Annotated in this window: 13 protein-coding genes; 11 read left to right on the forward strand and 2 right to left on the reverse strand. The window is 49.2% G+C overall.

All coding sequences use genetic code 11. The annotated features are described in order from the left end of the window. Positions 1-50 precede the first annotated feature (50 nt). The 6 genes from QU597_RS10300 to QU597_RS10325 all read left to right on the forward strand — a co-directional run bounded on the left by QU597_RS10300 (position 51) and on the right by QU597_RS10325 (position 7,078). Positions 51-1,058 (forward strand): FecCD family ABC transporter permease, encoded by a 1,008-nt coding sequence (locus QU597_RS10300; protein WP_310832553.1) that lies wholly within the window; start codon positions 51-53, stop codon positions 1,056-1,058. Continuing rightward, positions 1,055-2,098, forward strand: coding sequence for a FecCD family ABC transporter permease (locus tag QU597_RS10305; protein WP_310832554.1), 1,044 nt, complete (start codon positions 1,055-1,057; stop codon positions 2,096-2,098). The genes QU597_RS10300 and QU597_RS10305 overlap by 4 nt, the downstream gene beginning before the upstream one ends. 42 nt (positions 2,099-2,140) lie before the next feature. After that, a complete protein-coding gene (locus QU597_RS10310) occupies positions 2,141-2,875 on the forward strand; it encodes an alpha/beta hydrolase (protein WP_310832555.1) in 735 nt (244 codons plus the stop codon). 592 nt (positions 2,876-3,467) lie between these two features. Then, positions 3,468-4,667, forward strand: a complete 1,200-nt coding sequence (locus tag QU597_RS10315; RefSeq protein ID WP_310832556.1) for a saccharopine dehydrogenase family protein — start codon at positions 3,468-3,470, stop codon at positions 4,665-4,667. 21 nt (positions 4,668-4,688) lie between these two features. Further along, complete coding sequence (nspC, locus tag QU597_RS10320) at positions 4,689-5,825, forward strand: carboxynorspermidine decarboxylase (protein WP_370656259.1); 1,137 nt, start codon at positions 4,689-4,691, stop codon at positions 5,823-5,825. A gap of 266 nt (positions 5,826-6,091) precedes the next feature. Then, positions 6,092-7,078, forward strand: coding sequence for a phosphotransferase enzyme family protein (locus QU597_RS10325; RefSeq protein WP_310832558.1), 987 nt, complete (start codon positions 6,092-6,094; stop codon positions 7,076-7,078). Between the two features lie 61 nt (positions 7,079-7,139). Here the strand turns inward: QU597_RS10325 and QU597_RS10330 are convergent, their stop codons facing one another. Then, positions 7,140-8,708 (reverse strand): stalk domain-containing protein, encoded by a 1,569-nt coding sequence (locus QU597_RS10330; protein ID WP_310832559.1) that lies wholly within the window; start codon positions 8,706-8,708, stop codon positions 7,140-7,142. Between the two features lie 210 nt (positions 8,709-8,918). Between QU597_RS10330 and QU597_RS10335 the strand changes: the two genes are divergently transcribed. After that, complete coding sequence (locus QU597_RS10335; protein ID WP_310832560.1) at positions 8,919-10,388, forward strand: sensor histidine kinase; 1,470 nt, start codon at positions 8,919-8,921, stop codon at positions 10,386-10,388. Here the strand turns inward: QU597_RS10335 and QU597_RS10340 are convergent. Then, entirely contained in the window at positions 10,375-10,962 is a 588-nt protein-coding gene (locus tag QU597_RS10340) for a response regulator transcription factor (protein WP_310832561.1), read from the reverse strand. The genes QU597_RS10335 and QU597_RS10340 overlap by 14 nt on opposite strands. Before the next feature lie 211 nt (positions 10,963-11,173). Between QU597_RS10340 and QU597_RS10345 the strand changes: the two genes are divergently transcribed. The 4 genes from QU597_RS10345 to QU597_RS10360 all read left to right on the forward strand — a co-directional run bounded on the left by QU597_RS10345 (position 11,174) and on the right by QU597_RS10360 (position 18,515). Then, positions 11,174-12,526, forward strand: coding sequence for a cytochrome P450 (locus tag QU597_RS10345; protein ID WP_310832562.1), 1,353 nt, complete (start codon positions 11,174-11,176; stop codon positions 12,524-12,526). A 113-nt stretch (positions 12,527-12,639) separates the two neighbouring features. Further along, the gene (locus tag QU597_RS10350; protein ID WP_310832563.1) at positions 12,640-13,323 is read left to right on the forward strand and encodes a helix-turn-helix domain-containing protein; all 684 of its coding nucleotides are present in this window, start codon (positions 12,640-12,642) and stop codon (positions 13,321-13,323) included. Positions 13,324-13,508: 185 nt separating this feature from the next. After that, positions 13,509-17,072 carry a glycoside hydrolase family 44 protein gene (locus QU597_RS10355; RefSeq protein ID WP_310832564.1) on the forward strand — a complete coding sequence of 1,188 codons (3,564 nt, stop codon included), beginning with the start codon at positions 13,509-13,511 and terminating at the stop codon, positions 17,070-17,072. 66 nt (positions 17,073-17,138) lie between these two features. After that, positions 17,139-18,515, forward strand: coding sequence for a copper amine oxidase N-terminal domain-containing protein (locus tag QU597_RS10360; protein ID WP_310832565.1), 1,377 nt, complete (start codon positions 17,139-17,141; stop codon positions 18,513-18,515). Position 18,516: the final 1 nt, after the last annotated feature.

Raw genomic sequence — 18,516 nt, forward strand, 5'->3', positions numbered from 1 at the left:
AATGATGAAGATCCAAAATAGAAGCCAGCAAAAGAACGGGATGACATGAAATGAAATTATCGGCCGGATTGAAAACAACCTCATTACTGGTGCTGGGGCTTGTCCTAATCATAATCATCAGCGTGTTATCTGTGCTCTACGGTTCTAAATCCATCGGTTACGGAACGATTTGGAATGCGCTCGTACATTTTGACCCGGATAATGTTGATCACCAGATTATTCTTACCTCACGGATTCCAAGAGTAGCGGGAGCCCTGCTGATTGGCGCTTTCCTTGCCGTATCCGGTGCACTCATGCAGGGAATGACCCGGAATTACCTGGCCTCCCCCTCCATTATGGGGATCAGTGACGGTTCGGTATTCGCGATTACACTGTGCATGGTGTTTCTGCCCGAAGCCTCGTCCATGACGATGATTATCTATTCTCTGGCCGGCTCCCTGTTAGGGGCTGTACTGGTTTTCGGGACTGCCAAGCTGCTGCCCGGCGGTGCAACGCCGCTGACCATGGCCGTTCTAGGAACGATTATCGGTACCTTTCTCGGAGGTGTCTCGCAGGCGCTCGCCAGTTATTTTCAAATCTCGCAAAATATCAGCTTCTGGTATAACGCCAGGCTGCATATGATGGACCCTGCACTAATCAAGCTTGCTATTCCATTCGCAGTTGCGGGTCTGACCCTTGGCCTGCTGATGTCCCGTCCGGTAACCATGTTGTCACTGGGGGATGAAACAGCAGCCGGCCTGGGGCTAAAAGTTACGGTCATTAAAGGGCTTACGATGCTGAGCGTGGTGATTCTGACAGGGATTTCGGTCGCCATTGCCGGAAAAATTGCTTTTGTCGGGCTGATTATTCCGCATATCACCCGGCTGCTGATCGGTCAGGATTACCGCAAGATCATACCGTTCGCCGCTTTTATGGGCGCGTTGTTCTTGGCGGCTTGTGACCTGATCAGCCGGTTTATCAATTATCCGTTTGAAACGCCGGTCGGTGTGGTCACCGCTCTGTTCGGGGTTCCCTTCTTCCTGTATCTGGTGAAGACGAGAGGAGGCGGGCAATCATGAGCAAGCTTTCTTTGTCACCCAAACCGAAGCAGAGAACCTTCTGGACGCTGTTTCTGCTCTTCTGTCTGTTATCGCTGGCCGGAATATATGTCAGCCTGACCAACGGAACCTTTGATCTCTCCCCGAAGGATGTGCTCCGCACGCTGCTGCGGATTCATCCGGTGGAGGATTATGATCTGGTTATCTTTGATTTCCGGCTGCCGCGTATCGTGCTTGGTGCACTCGTCGGCTTTGGACTCGGCATCGCCGGTGCCGTGCTGCAGGGTATCTCCCGGAATTCGCTGGCCGACCCCGGGATTCTGGGGATTCATGCCGCAGCAGGAGCATTCGTCGTGCTGTTCATGTTCCTGACGGCGGGCACAATGAAGGCTCCGGCCTGGCTGTCGGTGATGTCCATGCCGATGTTCGGATTCATCGGCGGCCTGGTAGCGGTTGTCATGCTGTTTATCTTTGCAAGACAGCAGGGTGAATTTCATCCGCAGCAGCTGATTCTGGTAGGCATCGCGCTTGCCTCCGGTTTCGGGGCAGTCACACTGTACGTCTCACTGAAAATGGACGCGCAAAACTTCGAAGCGGCTACCGTCTGGCTGGCCGGCAGTGTGTACAATGCGAACTGGCGGCAGGTATTGTCCACTCTTCCCTGGCTGGTAATCCTGACGCCGATCATCTGGAGGCGTGCAGCTGTACTCGATCTGATGCAGCTCCATGAAGTAAGTGTGAAGGGAGTTGGCGTCGCTGTTGGCAGAGAACGACAGATTCTGCTGCTGTGCTGCGTCGGGCTGGTCAGTGCCTGCGTATCTGTGTCAGGCAGCATCGGCTTTGTCGGGCTGATTGCCCCGCATATCGCCAGACGCCTGATCGGCAATACTTACAGATATATAGTTCCCTTATGCGGCGTTATCGGCATGCTGATGGTTATCATTGCTGACTTTATCGGGAAAACCGTGTTTGCACCTGCGGAGCTTCCGGTGGGTATTGTTGTTTCGATTATTGGTGTGCCTTATTTCATATTTCTGCTGTTTAAGACACGGGTAAGATGACGGCTGCAGCATAACCGGCGCAGACGGAGGGGAGTAGCATAGATGGAAGGAACCTATAGACGCAAAGAATTTAACGGACGAAGACTGGGAATCTATACGCCTATGTCTTACGGGCAAATCGGCAGGCGGTACCCGGTAGTCTATCTTCAGGACGATGGAGAAATGCTGGAGGATAACTTCAATTACTTGGAGCATTTAATCATTACGAAGGAGCTTCCGGAGCTGATCTTAGTCGGCATCAGTCCGCATGACAGGAACCATGATTATACGCCCTGGCCTTCCCCGGCGTTGATGTCCGGCTGGCGGGACTTTGGAGGCGGCGGCGGAGAATATCTCAGTGAGCTGGTCCACAGCATCAAGCCCTGCATCGACAGCGGCTACCTTACGCTGCCGGGCCCTGAGCACACAGGCATTTGCGGCAGCTCCTTCGGCGGGATGATCTCCCTCTACGCCTCATATCTCTATCCCGATATTTTCGGGAGAATCGGTCTGATCTCTGCTTCCTTCTGGTATCCGGGCCTTGTAGAATACATGCGGCAGCAGGCCGCGGACCGGCCGGACCAGCGGATCTATATGTATGTGGGAGAGCTGGAGGGTCTGTATAAGACGAATATCCAAAGGCAAATGGTCCCGTTAACCCGGCAGGCGCATACCATCCTTCAGGATCAGGGTTTCGATGAACGGCTGTTAAGGTTTGAGACGAGTCCGGAGGGGACCCATGATAGGGCATTCTTCAGCCGGCAGTTTCCGGCAGCGCTGAAATGGATGTTCGGGTGAATCCGTCAGGAGCACGGATACGCGTACTTGTATAGAATGATTAGGAACAGGAGCTTAAGGTGCTGGATTATCAGCTGCCTTAGGCTCTTTTCTTTCTTTTATAGTGTGGTTGATGGAGGTATTGGATTCGGGCTGTTACACATACTACACCTAAGTATATCCGCTGCGGCGGCTCTATAAGCAGTTAGCGGACAGGTGAAAACGGGTAAGATAACTTATTGCGCCTGTTTTCCGGAGGTGAGCCTGTTTATTGATTTCAAATAATACGTATGAAGAAAGGCGCTGCTGTGATACAATAGTCTAGTTGTCCTTCTTATGGGGTTTTACGTTTCAAGTAGCCGGGCCATGTGGCAATGTTTCTACTAGAAAGCTTAGAAAAACGCAGCATTACAGTGTATTTACATGCGTTCAAGAGTATTAACAGGAAAAACCGAAGATTTTACAGACTATGTATCAATTTTTGTCGTTTTTTATTGATTTATTGCTGTGCTTTATGTATAATCAGCCTTGTTGATTTTTGCAACTGGAAATGGCTTGTACGCTATAAGTCAGATCTGAATTACGGATTTCTTATATTAGGAGGTTATCAATTTTGGGAAAAGCATTAATTATTGGCGCTGGCGGTGTAGCTAGTGTTGTTGTGCACAAGTGCTGCCAGAACCCGGATGTATTTGAAGAGATCTGCATAGCGAGCAGAACCCTCGCGAAATGTGATGCTCTGAAAGATAAATTGGCCGGAGGCCAGACGAAGATTTCTACTGCTCAGCTCGATGCAGATAATACGGATGAGGTAATTGAACTGATCAAGAGCTTCCAGCCGGATGTCGTGATTAATGTCGCTCTCCCATATCAGGACCTGACCATTATGGATGCCTGCCTGGCAACGGGAGTGCACTATGTGGATACCGCTAACTACGAACCGCAGGATACTGCGAAATTTGAATACTCCTGGCAGTGGGCCTACAAAGAAAGATTCGAAAAGGCCGGAATTACTGCGCTGCTCGGCAGCGGCTTCGATCCAGGTGTAACCGGTGTGTTCACCGCTTATGCGCAGAAGCATTATTTTGATGAAATTCACACGATTGATATTGTAGATGCGAACGCAGGCGACCATGGTTACCCGTTTGCCACCAACTTCAATCCTGAGATCAATATCCGCGAAATTACAGCGAACGGACGTTATTATGAAAATGGTGAGTGGATTGAAACTCCGCCGCTGTCCGAGAAAAAAGTCTACGATCTCCCGGAGATCGGCCCTAAGGATATCTACCTTCTCTATCATGAAGAGCTGGAATCCCTGGCTGTCAACATCAAGGGTGTAAAGAAAATCCGCTTCTGGATGACCTTCTCACAGAACTATCTGACTCACCTGAAGGTGCTTGAGAATGTCGGCATGACCTCCATTGAGCCGATTGTCTATGAAGGTAAAGAGATTATTCCTTTGCAGTTCCTGAAGGCGATTCTGCCTGACCCGGCTTCCCTGGGACCAAGAACCAAGGGCAAAACCAACATTGGCTGCATCATTCAGGGCACCAAAGACGGCCAGCCAAAGACGTATTATGTATACAATGTCTGCGATCATGAAGAATGCTACAGAGAAGTGGGCTCCCAAGCTATCTCTTACACTACCGGCGTTCCTGCAATGATCGGGGCTATGATGATTATAAAAGGCATCTGGAACAAACCGGGCGTACACAATATCGAAGAATTCGATCCGGACCCATTCATGGATGCACTCAACAAACACGGGCTGCCTTGGCAAGAAGATTTCTCGCCGACGCTGCTTGATTAGGGCGTAAGGCAAATGAAAGAAATCGATATCGACATCAGCTCGCTGCCGTCCCCTGCCTATCTTGTCGATGAGCGGCTGCTTAAGAAAAACCTGGAGACCCTGAATTACGTGCAGGAGCGTACCGGAGCAAAGATTCTTCTGGCGCAAAAAGGGTTCTCTATGCACGCTCTGTACCCGCTTGTCGGCAAGTACCTGCATGGCGTTACTTCCAGCTCCCTGTTCGAAGCCCGGCTGGGCTTCGAGGAAATGGGCAAGGAAGTGCATGTCTACGCACCAGCTTACATGGATCGTGAATTCGACGAGCTGCTCGGATACACTGACCACATTGTGTTCAATTCGTTTGACCAGTGGAACCGGTTCAAGGACCGGGTACAATCCGCTCCCAAAGCCATCAGCTGCGGTATCCGCGTGAACCCGGAATATTCCGAGATCGAAGTGCCGCTGTATGATCCCTGCTACAACTATTCCCGCATGGGCGTGACGCTGCCGAATTTCCGGCCGGAAGAGCTTGAAGGCATTGATGGACTGCATTTCCATACGATGTGCGAGCAGAACTCGGATACACTGGAACGCACGCTTAAAGTTGTGGAAGAGAAGTTCGGCCAGTATCTGCACGGCATGAAATGGCTCAACTTCGGCGGCGGCCATCATATTACCCGTCCCGATTATGACCTGGAGACACTGATCAAGTGCATTCTCCATATGAAGGAAACCTATAATGTCCAGATCTACCTGGAGCCGGGTGAAGCCGTTGCGCTGAATACCGGATACCTGGTAGCGACTGTACTGGATACGATGCATAACGGAATGGATATTGCTATTCTTGACACCTCGGCGGAATGCCATATGCCGGATGTACTCGCGATGCCGTATCGTCCTGGCATCATCGGAGCCGGTGAACCAGGAGAATATCCGTATACGTATAGACTCGGCGGCATGACCTGTCTGGCGGGAGATATTATCGGCGATTATTCCTTCCCAGAACCGCTCAAATACGGTGACAAGCTGGTCTTCCTGGACATGGCGCATTATTCCATGGTGAAGAACCATATGTTCAACGGCGTCAACTTGCCGGCTATCGCATCATACAATGATGAAGAAGGCCTCAAGGTCATCCGCGAGTTTGAATATAGCGATTTCAGCGGCCGTTTGTCTTAATACATTTATATCAAGGTGTTCTGTAAGCCATTCTTATGGCTTGCAGGACGCCTTTTTTGCTTTTTTCCAATATCCATTATTCAGAAATACGGCACGGAGAAAATGGTTATAACGATTCTGTACATGGCTCCGCAGGATGCAGAGTGATAACCTGAAAACAGTGTATAACCGGAAGGGAGTAATCGGCATGAAACGCCGGGCTAATCAAACAACAACTGCAGTGAAGGTGAAAATAACTTGAAGATATAAAGGAGCTGGCGCAGCGCGTGCTGAAATTGAAATATTTGTTCAATAATGAAGAGTTGGCGGAGATGGTGCTGCGGAACTGGGCGTATGACCGGGAGTCGCTGCATTTGTTTCAGTATTACCGGATTTCCTCCAATGCGATATATCCGTTCGAGAACGGCGGGAAGAATCAGCTGCTCCGATTCGCGCCTCAGACAGAGAAGCTTAGAAGTAACCTGCTGGCGGAGCTGGAGTTTATCTCGTACCTGCGTGAGCGTGGCTATGGGGTGCTGGAGGCCGTACCTTCACGGGAAGGGTCGGAGCTTGTAGAAGCGCAGACGCCTTGGGGGGCTTATTATGCCACGGTCTTTAAACGTGTAACCGGGGTGAGTATGGACACAATCTCTCTGGATGACCAGACTGTATTCCGCTACGGTCAGGCCTTGGGGGAGCTTCACCGGCTATCCAGTGAGTTCAGCCCTGTGCAGAGCAAAAGATGGTCACACAATGAAGTGCTGGAGTGGATTCGCCGGGTTCTGGAGCCATTCCCGGAACAAAGTGCAGCAAGGGCGGAGACAGAGCGGCTTGCGGATTACTTTGCGGGGGTGCTTGCCACTTCGGGCAATTACGGACTGATTCATTATGATTTTGAGCTGGACAATGTCTTCTATGATCAGACCCAGGATACGATTAACGTCATTGATTTCGACGATTCCATGTACCACTGGTATGCCTTGGATATTGAGCAAGCCCTGGACAGCCTGCTGGAAGCCGTTGCAACAGAGGAACAGGGCCCTATGAAGGAGCGCTTTCAGGAGGGTTACGCCAGCCGTTATGATCTGCCGGAAGAAGGCCCTTCGCAGGAGGCTTGCCGGCGATTTGCGGATTTGTACAGGTATGCCCGGATCCTGAGGTCTACAGCCGAACAATGGGAGCATGAGCCGGATTGGCTGACCGGGCTTAGATGCCGCCTGCAGCTGAAGATAAAGGCAGCAGCTTCCCGGTTCGGTCTGGACATCCCTGTCTGAAACGAAAGGTTATAAGCAAAGCCCGTTCTCCTAATGGGAAGGAGAACGGGCTTTTTTATGCTTATTTCATTGTTATGGAAATCTTCTCTTCATTCGGCAGCCATTCAACCACTGCCCCCAGCTGCTCACTGATAAAACGCAGCGGGAGATACATAGTACCGTTCACGATAAAAGGCGCTGTTGGCAGCGTGACACTTTTACCGTTCACTTTCGTTGATTTGGTCACTGTATTGATGGCGATGGACAGAGCAGGTTGATCCCCGGCAGGACGGGTGATCAGGACATTTTTGTCTACTGTATAACTGTTAACTCCTGGTATAGAGGAAGGTGCACTCTGGACATCTTCTTTATAGGATACGGTGGCCCCCATTTTGTCGAATAGGGAGCGTAGAGGGATAAAGTTCTGACCATTTCGGGTGATCACGCCATTCGTCAGGCTGATATTCTCACCGTTCAAGGTTACGGATATTGGCTTCTGCATCGGAACGGGTTCGTTATATCTGAATTCATAACTTGCATATCCGAGCTGAGCATTCTTGTTAACACCCCAGCCCCAAAGGGAGCCATCGTTCTTTTGCATAATGACATGGCGGCCGCCGCCCTTAATAGACTTCATTTCGGACGCCAAAAGGCTGAAATTTGCTTGCGCAGACATATGATCATTTTCAATAGATGCGGTATAGACTTTGTCTTCCGCGGTTATAGCCACAATGGACCGTTCTACAATGCAGGCGTCGATTACGTTCTGGATGCCAGTGAAGAGAACAGGTGCTGCCTGATGATGATAGGTGGTGCCATCTGAAGAACCTGTAATGGTAGAACCCCAGAACCATAAACGGGATTGTCCGTCTATAGCCAGCAAAGACTGCCCGTTATAACTGAGCCTCATGATATTGGTCATTCCCTGGAGAGGAGAAGGGGTTACGTTATCCGGATTACCTTGCGTCGAGGGCTCATAAATGGACTGAACGGGCCATGTCCAGACAGAACCGTCCTTTTGTAGTGCATAGTTTCCTTCAAGCTGAGTGACATCATTCAGATTCTTGACGGGTGTAAACGTAGCGAAATCATCTGTTGATGTCCATACCGTTCTGTCGCTCTTCAGGAAAAGAAACCGTCTCCAGTCCCCATCTTTGTTGTCCTCACTATAACCGGAGACTGCGGCTACCTGGCCGATACCGGAAACAGGGGTAAAGGGGGTCATCGTTAACCCATCCAGAGACATCACTGCAGTTGATACGGTTCCATCCTCACTGACTGCAAGATACCGGTCCCCCAAATTAAAAAGTCTTACTAACTTTTGCAATTCCTGCAACTGCACGGTTTCAATACCAAGTGTCTTCGGGTTAGTCTGCCACTTCCAAACGGCATCATCGTCCTTGGTGGTAAACAGCGCGCTGTCCCATAGGCTGAAGTAATCTTTAACATGTTCGGCACCCGGAACCTGCGTCGGCACGGAACGATTTTCGCCCCATACCCATAAGCTTCCGTCTGCTTTGACCAGATAATCCGGCCCATAGGTTGAAATAGTGGGAGCGCTACCTGCGGTTCCGGCGGCAGAAGGAGTCACCGAAGCATTCAGACCCAGGATAATGCCAAGAATAACGAGCCAAGTTCTTTTTTTTCTCATACTAGTACCCTCGCTATCATTTATGTAGTTTTGTTATATAAGTAAATATATGGTTCCTGTTATCATTAGATTAGACGTCAGGTATGGTAAAAAGTTCCTCCCTCTGGCAAAATAGAAGGGAACATAAAATATACCAATTTTAAGAGTTGTGGTAATATGGAGTCACTTTAATGCTAAGGATTATGAAGCTGATAGGGCGGAGGGTTGGCCTTGAATTTATTTTACATTCTTATGTTTCTGTCGATGTGGACAATGGGTGTGGTGTTGCTTGTATTTAATCGTAAAGCCAACCTCTGGATTAGCCTGACGCTGTTGACTGGAGGGATGGCCAGTTTTGCATTCTCCATTCATCTTACGATCATTCCATTCGTTTTACCCCGCGGGTGGTTATCGCCTGCATTCAGTTCTTTTCTCTATGAGCTTAGTGTTGTGGCAATGACGGTATACTTTTATCTATTTCCTTTTACAGCTTGTATGGGGGCGTTATGGCTGGGTGCGGTACGCTCCGCTAAGAATAGGGCACTGATCTCCGTCCTGTTATTCATACCTGCTGTTCTTGTCGGGGTCCATCATTTGCAGAATGAGCCATGGGCCAGCTTCGAAATCAGCCATTTTCGGATGTGGGCAGGGTTTTATTTCCTGTTAAGTTTTGTACTCTACGGGATTGCCTTCAAACGGGAGAAAGAATTCTATAGGAAGAAGAATAAGAAAAGAGTAGGGGTTATATTTACGCTCGGCACTCTATTTGCGTTCGTAACCGATTTCGTAGGCTTTCGTTCCTTGACCATGAGGGAGTGGAGCTTTGAACTGGAGAGCAACGGGGCATGGAAATACAATGTTATTGTGGTATTGGGCCTTGTGGCGGTTATTATTTTTTATCTGGTGAAGAACGGCTTCATGGGCATCAAGCTCAGAATTGAACGGGAAAAGATGGATGTATCGATGCGTGCGCTTACGATGGGGGTCTCGATCCTGAATCATTCCATCAAGAACGAAATTCAAAAAATCAATTACTTAACCGAGAAGACCACGGGCTATATTCATTCGGGCCAGTCCGACAAATCTCTTCAGTCCATGGAACAAATTCATTCAGTTACGGCTCATCTGCTGGATATGGTCGGGAGAATCAAGGACAAAGCCGACGATATTGTACTCAGTGAAACTCAAGTGGGCATCAAAGAGATCATTAGCGCGGTTCTGCAGCCTATGCAGCCGCTTCTGGAGAGCCGTTCAATCCGGGTAGCAGTCACGCAGGAAGAAGACGGGGAATTAATCTGTGATACGATGCATCTCAAGGAGACATTGTCAAACCTGGTTCAGAATGCAGTGGATGCCATGGATACTGAGGGCGGCTTGCTTACCCTGCGGACAGTGAGAGCCAAGCGTTATTTCATCATTGAAGTGACGGATACCGGATGCGGCATTCCAAAGGATCAACTGGGCAAGATCTTTGAACCATTTTATACCACGAAGAAAAACCCCTATAATCACGGTCTCGGACTATCCTATTGTATGTCGGTCATGAGGAAGCATGGAGGTAAGCTTACCATTGCAAGTGCAGAATCGGAGAGAGGAACAACGGTCATGCTGCATTTTCCAATACAGCGTTTTGTTGTACCTTCTGAGCTGAGTATTTACACCCCTTCCACACCTGTGATCAGATCCATCAATCGCTTTTAAAATAAGTAAGTTTATTCTTGATGCTCTTCAGCTGGGATTTGATCGTGTTGGTTGATTTATGCAGCTTGTCGGAGATTTGCTGTTTGCTCAGCCCTTCTTGTCTCAGTTCGAAGACCTCCCGCTCCATGGGCGACAGCTCCATCAGCTGAATTTCACTGCGCATGACGCGGGCGGCGTCCGCATGAATGGTTGACCGGTCATCATGTGCTTCCCTAATCGCACGGACAATATCTTTATAACTAAGCTTGGTAATGTAATTGAGCGCTCCAAATTGGAAGGATTTCATGATAATTTCTTTTTCGGTCAGCGAGGTAAGCATGATTACTTTGATGCCTTGGTCATGCAGATTTGACAGGATTTCCTTCATAGCTTCCAAGCCATCCAGATTGTTGCCGGTTAAATTAATGTCCATCAAAATGATATCCAGCGGATGCCGAAACGCCGCTTGAACTGCCTCCTCTTTGGTGCTGGCGACTGCCACAACCTCTATATCGGGCTCCTCTGCCAAATCCGTGCTTATATTCTGCTTCCAGAACGGATCATCCTCCACTAACATAACGCGTATACGCTCCATTGAATTCCCTCCATCACTCTGCCTACAGGTTAGCAATAGTATACAAAACAATCACCCGGGCTGATAGGGTGATTTTTTTTCACCCTTGGACATATGCAGGGGGGTGAAAAAAGTTCATCCTCCCCAATCTTCCTTCATCACTATAAGCTATGGATTGTAAACGGCAGCTTAAACGCCGAAATCGCAAGCTGGAACGGAGAGATACCCGAGTATGAAGGCTACAACAGAAACTATGTATGCCCCGCAGGGACCTAAGGGTTCCTGGCTGAGCGGGAATTTGATGGAATACCGGCAGGATCCTACGGGATTTCTAACGGAGCTGCAAAAGGACTACGGTGGTGTGGCACAAATACGGTTTGGTCCCCAGAAAATGTATGTTATCTATGATCCGAACCTTTTAAAGGAGGTTCTGCTGACGAAGCATGAGCATTTTATTAAACTTAAAGCGTTTAAAGAAGCACGCCTGTTTGTCGGGGACGGTGTTGCTACCAGTACAGGAGCCAAGCACAAACGGGTCCGAAAGCTGATTCAGCCTCATTTTACGAGAGGCCATATTCAGACCTATGCAGAGCAAATGGTGCAGACGGTTCGAAAAGAGCTGGACAGCTGGATGCCGGGAGAACGGCGGATTCTGACAGAGGATGTCTCTAACATTACATTTGCGGTTATTGCCAAAACATTGTTCAGCCTCGAAGGGGGCGGATATACCGATTCCATCCGGGTGCCGTATGAGCTGATTAATCGGATGTGTTCGGAACGTATGCGTTCCTTATTTCCGGTGCCCCTGTTCATCTCAACGGCCAATAACCGGGCTTACAAAAAAGCATTGCATGAATTGGACCAGGCCGTGTTCACCATTCTTCAGCAGCGAAGGGAAAATCCTGAGCAAGGCGCAGGGGATCTGCTCTCCGTATTGATGTCTGCGAAGGATGAAAACGGAGCCGGCATGACGGACCAGGAGCTGCGCGACGAGCTGATGATCATGTTCATTGCAGGCCATGAGACTTCGGCCAATGTACTGTCCTGGACATTCTCCTATATCCTGCAGCACAAGGAGGTAGAAGACAAGTTGTACGAGGAGTGGGACCGGGTGCTAGGCGGGAATGATCCTACAGATGCTACTTATATGCAACTGACGTATACCCAGAATGTGCTAAGAGAGGCCATGCGGCTGCGTTCACCATCCTTTTTTACCGGACGCTCGGCCACAGCGGATGTGGAGATTGGCCACATTACGGTGAAGAAAGGACAATCCATACTGTTCAGCCCCTATGCCATGCACCAGAATCCCGAGTATTTTCCAGACCCGTTATCCTTTATTCCAGAGCGGTTCGAGAATGATTTCCTGAAAAAGATTCCGCAGTTTGCTTATATTCCGTTCGGGGGAGGGCCGCGTGGATGTATCGGAAATCATTTTGCGATGATGGAAATGGTAATTGCCCTGTGTATGATCGGCCAGCGTTACCGGCTGAGGCTGGCTCCTGCGCATCCTCCGATTGAAATGGAGGCCCTGATGACGCTGCGTCCCAAACATGGCATTCAGGTCATTGTTAACAACCGGTAAGCAGATATACAATTTGTTAGTTTTTTTACAATGATACTTATAGTCCGTCGACTCCATGCCCCCATCTGGATTAACATGTGAATATAAATAAGTGAGTCAAAGGGTGCTGGTGAATGAATATATTACAGGATTTTGGAATCCGCCTGAAAGAATTAAGGCTCCGGTCGAGCATGTCACAGGATATGCTGGCTTCCAGGTCCGGGCTGGACCGGACCTATATTGGCAGCGTGGAGCGCGGGGAACGCAATGTGTCGCTTAAAAATATCGAAATTCTATGCAATACGCTGGATGTGGATATTAGCTATTTTTTTGACGATGAACGGTTCTCTGTCCATTCTGCATTTTTCAAACAGGAGATGGCAAGACCGCTCGAAGACCGGTTTAGCTACAGCCTGCTGATCGAGGACAATCTGCTGGCATGGAAGGTGACAGGAGCCCTGCATCCGGAGGAAGTCAAACGAATCTGTCTGGATTTAAAAGCGGCCTGCCGTCAGCTTACTCCCGGTCAAGTCAAGCTGCTGATCGATAACAGCAAAATGATGACCAAGGGGCAGCCCATTGCTTTTCTGCACGAAGTCACTGAAATATGGGAGGAGCTTCAGCGGTGGTTCCTTCCTTATTGCGAACAAGTCATCGTCCTCTGCAATTCCAAGTTCATGCAGAATCAGATGAACCGTCTGGCCAAACGGAGCGGGATCATCAAAGTGCAGAAGACGCTGTACGCCGAAGATAAGCAGTGGCTGGCAGCGGATGAGATGGATCTTGTAGATCTGCTCAAAAGGTATCTGGAAGTGTAGATACGCAGGGAGAAGAAATCAAAGGTGATTTATGCACAGACAGATTAAGGTGGCTGCGCGCGCCTTTGCTTGGTACAAAAACGTATTATTTAGATGAGAATAATTGGAGATGAGAAAGACGCATGAAAAAATCTTTATCAAATCACAACAGAAACGTAGCCGTTATGTTTTTGGTTGTTCTTCTGTTGTCAAACAGTTTTTCCTTCGTAGAGGCATTCACGGGGAATGCCTTGGCTGCCGCCAGCTTCAAAGCCTCGGCAGCTCCAGTCTCCCCAACAATAGAAGCGGGAACCAAAGCAACCGTGAACGTAAGCGTAACTTCATCAGAGCATACCGAAGTGCTGCTGGATGTTGAGTTTTTTGATGCAGCACTACAGAATGTCGGCAAGGTGTTCGTAGACAATATTAAGCTGGAAGCGGGCGTAGAGAAGACTGTACCACTGGTCTGGAATGTGCCGGCAAATCTTCCGGCAGGAGAGTATATGGTCAGTTTCGGAATTTTTGGAGCTGGCTGGAAAGGCGGGAACAGCAAGTGGTACCCGGGTGCAGCCAAGATAACCATCACTCAGGGAATACCGCAAATCAGCTTCTCGGCATCAGCAACGGCTGTTCCCGGCAGCATCAAAACGGGTGAGCAAGTGGCGGTTGAGGCCACTGTAACAGCAAATGTGTATACAGAGGCGATTGCCGAAGTGAAGATTCTTCATTCCAGCGGGGAGCCCGTTCATCAGCAAGAGTTCAAAAAGATGTTTCAGGCTAACCAACGGGTAGTATTGCCGGTGAAGTGGAGAGCACCGGAGGATGCTTTACCGGGAACCTACCATGTAGAGGTGGCTGTATATAACCCGGATCGTTCAAAAACCTACACGGTCAATTCAGCAGCGGCACAGTTTTCGGTTAGCCCCGTCAATGGCCCTATACTTCCGGCACCGACTAATGTGAAGGCCTCACTGGTTGTTGATACAGTAACAGTAACCTGGGATAAGGTTGCAGAGGCAGACAGTTATGAGGTTGAGGTGGACGGGGCAGGAATTCTGAAGGTGACGGGCACCTCTTGTGTTCATATCGGATTAAAGCCGAATACCAGTCATACCTACAGGGTCAGGGCCAAAAAGGGCTCAGATGCCGGTCCGTGGAGTATTGCGGTCAGCGTAAAGGTGCCTCCGGCTGAAAGCGGGGTACAGCCTTTTAAAGTCCTGACTGAAACGGGAACAAAGCAGAGCACATCCTCGATTACACCCAAATTCAAAGTCAAGAATAACGGCAAAACAGAGGTCAGTCTGAAGGATTTAAAAATCCGTTACTACTATACGGCCGACTTCACGAATGAGGAAGAAAAATCTTTTAACCTTGGGTTCTACAGCCTGGTGAAATGGAGAACGCTCGCGGCCGCCGACGTCATCACCCGGTTTGTCAAAATGCCGGTTCCCTCCGGGCAGGCTACTCATTACCTGGAGATCGGCTTCACAGAGCAGGCAGGTATGATAAAGCCGGCGGAAGAGCTTTTGTTCAGCGGCTGGATGAATAAGAGCGACTGGTCGGCGTTCAATCAAATGAATGATTACTCGTTCCTGAACACTTCGGCGGAAACCGAAAGCCTAAAAACGGTAGTCTATCTGCAAGGTGTGCGGGTATGGGGAGCCGAACCGGAGCTTCTGGATATCCCGCCATTTCCGGACCCGGTAGAAACCGCAGCCACAGACACGTCAATTACCTTAACCTGGGAAGCTGTTCCGGGAGCGGCGGGCTATGAGATCTATGCGGATGGGGTAATAACGACCGTACCCGGCCTTACGTTTGCTTACGATTTTTTGAAGCCCGGGACATTGCATACCTTCAAAATCAGGGCTCTTAAGGGAGACAGCTCCAGCTTATGGAGCTCGCGGTTCACAGTCAAGACAACCGGAGAGCAGCAGCTGCCGCAGCCTATAGGCATCAGGGCAGAGAAGACCGGAAGTTCAATTACGATCAGCTGGAAAGCCATGCAGGAGTCGGTTACCGGCTATGACATTGAAGTTGACGGTGCAGTTACACCAGTAGGGACTAACCTGTTCTACACACACAGCGGGTTAACGCCGGCTTCGCTTCATACGTACCGGGTTAGAGCCAAAGACGGCAGTACACTGGGGCCCTGGAGTGAGAAGATTCAGGTCAATACACTCCGCAGCCCTGAAGGACCCTTCGAAGTCCAGTTCCACATTGATCCGGCTGCGGAAAGAACCCCCATCAGTCCTTATATTTACGGTTCGAATGAGGATTTGACAGGTACCGAGAATCTGACTGCAAGAAGAGCCGGCGGCAACCGGTTCTCAGCTTACAATTGGGAGAACAATGCTTCGAACTCAGGCAGTGACGGAGGTTTTGTCAGTGATTCCTTTGTTCCGTGGTATTACGGCGGAATTCCGGTCTCGGAAAGCGCCAAGTGGGAAATCCCTGGAAGTGCAGCAGTAGGCTTCCACCAGAAATCCCTGGAGAAAGGTGCTTATACCCTATGGACACTGCCCATGGCGGGTTATGCTGCCAAAGACAAGGGGACCAAAGTGACCCAGGCAGAGATGGCTCCTTCCAGCCGGTGGGTGGACGTTAAGGCGGCCAAAGGTGCCCCGTTCAGTCTTACCCCGGATTTGAATGACAATGTGGTGTATAACGATGAACTGGTCAATCTTCTGGTCCATAAGTTTGGTCCGGCGTCTTCTGCCACCGGTATCAAAGGGTATTCCATGGATAATGAACCGGGACTTTGGAATCACACGCATGAATACATGCATCCAGAAATGGCGAAGGGTGCAGAGGTGCTCAACAAGTCCGTAGAACTCGCCAAAGCGGTTAAAAATGTAGATCCATCCGCTGAAATGTTCGGTCCGGTCTCGTACGGGTTCAGTGACGCCTATATGGTGGATAACAAGCCGGAATGGAATGAGATCAAAGGAAATTACAGATGGTATCTGGATTATTATCTGGACAATATGGCGAGAGAATCGAGAAAAGAAAATAAACGGCTGCTGGATGTGCTGGATATTCACTGGTATTCAGAGGAAATGGGCGGCGGAACCCGGATTACGAGCACAGCGCTTGAGAAACACTCGCTGGAGACGCATAAGGTGCGTGTTCAAGCGCCGCGATCGCTGTGGGATCCGAGTTATCTGGAAGATACATGGATCGGAGACTGGTTCAGTGAGTTTCTTCCGTTGATCCCAACGATGAGAAATTCAATTAACACCTATAATCCGGGGACCAAAATGGCGATCACCGAGTACGATTTCGGCGGCAGCCATCATGTGTCCGGAGGAATTGCACAGGCAGATGTGCTCGGTATATTCGGCAAGCAGGGATTATATATGGCTAATTACTGGAATATGGCGGGTACATCCAGACTGTCCCAAATTCCTTATCTGTCCTCAGGCTTCAAAATTTATAACAACTATGACGGCAGTAACTCGAAGTTCGGGGATACAAGTGTGGAGGCCGACACCAATGACATTGAGAACAGCTCCATCTACAGCTCCGTTTTCAAAAACAGTGACGGTAAGCTGCACATGATTGTGATCAACAAGAACTTTGATTATGAAATGAATGCTTCATTTAACATCGGTGGAACCGTCTCTTACAAATCGGCAAAAGTGTGGGCATTCGATGAGAACAGTCCGCAGATTACCGAAAGAGAAGGGGTATCCCACATCGACGGCAACACCTTCACACTCAGTATTCCGAAACTGACGGTAGCCCATATTGTGCTTTCGGCAGAATGAGGTTGGGCAAATTCACTTAGGATCAAGGCAAAATACTATAATACTAAATTTAAAGGGGCTAAACTCATGTTTGCTAAAAAAATACTTTCCGCTTGTGTATGTTCTGCACTTTTAATGTCCTTTGCCGCCGGAGGAGGTGCATTTGCGGCAGTAACGGCTGCTTCATCGGATATCCAAGTCAAGAAATTTGAATATCTTGACAAAGAATACGACCGGATTTCACTGGATTCGGCAGATTCGCCGGACGGTATACGTGACGGTCACCTGAGCCTGCTGATCGATGCCGGTGAAGGCACAGAGATTAAGTCAATTACGATGAAAGGTGCGGACGCGCAAGGAAATGAGGTCAACCGCGGTATTTGGAAGACGTGGAAGGATTCAGCCGCTGATACAAGTTATTTACTTGTAGTTGTCCAGGATGGGAAAACGATAAATTCCACGTTCACTAAGACACTGGGCAGCTTCAAAGGTGTAGCACAGTTTGAGCTATATGCTTCGGATAACAACGGAATGAAGCCAGGAGAATATTACTATCTGGAAATCGTTACGAACAAAGGCACAGTGAAATCCGACATCACTCCGTATGCAGAGAATGTGACCTCTTATGCGCCTGTTGCTATCCGGGAATTCAGCTGGAAGGACCTGACTTCTGATCAGACGGGTATCGCAAAGTTTGGTCCTGACGGCAGTCCTGATGCTCATTTTAAGTTGAAGCTTAATTTCGCGCAGAAAACCGATGTATTGTCAGTCATCCTCCGCGGTACGGACAAAGACGGTAATCCCGCAGGCGGGATCTGGCGGACTAACAGAGCCGGAAGCGGTTGGCTGCTCGGAATCGCCCAAGGAAAAACAGTAGTGACCCCAGGCTTCAAGGACGATGTAAAAGCACCGGTAGGAGCCTTTAGAGGGAGTGTGGATTTCGACCTGTATGCCGGCAATAACGGCTCTATCAAGAACGGTGAGTACTATGTGGTAGAAGTTGAAACTAGCTTCGGCACCGTTATGACTAATCCGGTGAAGTTCGGTGATCCGGCATCCAATTATGTGAATGATGCTCCGCTCGGGTTCAAAACGATTGGACTGAAGCTGAATTCAGTGAAGGCCAGCGTGGACGAAAAGAATTACACCCTGGAGGTAGCTCCGTTTAAGCAGGAAGGCCGTACGATGGTACCTATCCGCTTCATTGCAGAAGCACTGGGAGCCAAGGTAGATTGGAATCCTAAGGAAAGACGGGTAACACTCACAAAAGATGACACGAAGATTGAACTGATTATCGATAAAAAAGAAGCTTATGTAAATGGGGTTGCTACTATGCTGGATGCTCCGGCCGTTATCCGGAACAACGTAACCCTGCTTCCTGTTCGCTTTGTCAGTGAGAATATGAAAATGAAAGTGTTCTTTGATGAAGGAGAAATTGTCATTACTGACGCCACTGAACAATAAG

Origin of the sequence: Paenibacillus pedocola (assembly GCF_031599675.1) — a bacterium.
Taxonomy (GTDB): Bacteria; Bacillota; Bacilli; order Paenibacillales; family Paenibacillaceae; genus Paenibacillus_AQ; species Paenibacillus_AQ pedocola.

Excerpts from the sequence above, each read along its gene's own strand:
- QU597_RS10300 (WP_310832553.1), top strand. The coding sequence starts at position 51 with ATGAAATTATCGGCCGGATTGAAAACAACCTCATTACTGGTGCTGGGG.
- QU597_RS10305 (WP_310832554.1), top strand. The coding sequence starts at position 1,055 with ATGAGCAAGCTTTCTTTGTCACCCAAACCGAAGCAGAGAACCTTCTGG.
- QU597_RS10310 (WP_310832555.1), top strand. The coding sequence starts at position 2,141 with ATGGAAGGAACCTATAGACGCAAAGAATTTAACGGACGAAGACTGGGA.
- QU597_RS10330 (WP_310832559.1), bottom strand. The coding sequence starts at position 8,708 with ATGAGAAAAAAAAGAACTTGGCTCGTTATTCTTGGCATTATCCTGGGT.
- QU597_RS10340 (WP_310832561.1), bottom strand. The coding sequence starts at position 10,962 with ATGGAGCGTATACGCGTTATGTTAGTGGAGGATGATCCGTTCTGGAAG.
- QU597_RS10345 (WP_310832562.1), top strand. The coding sequence starts at position 11,174 with ATGAAGGCTACAACAGAAACTATGTATGCCCCGCAGGGACCTAAGGGT.
- QU597_RS10350 (WP_310832563.1), top strand. The coding sequence starts at position 12,640 with ATGAATATATTACAGGATTTTGGAATCCGCCTGAAAGAATTAAGGCTC.
- QU597_RS10360 (WP_310832565.1), top strand. The coding sequence starts at position 17,139 with ATGTTTGCTAAAAAAATACTTTCCGCTTGTGTATGTTCTGCACTTTTA.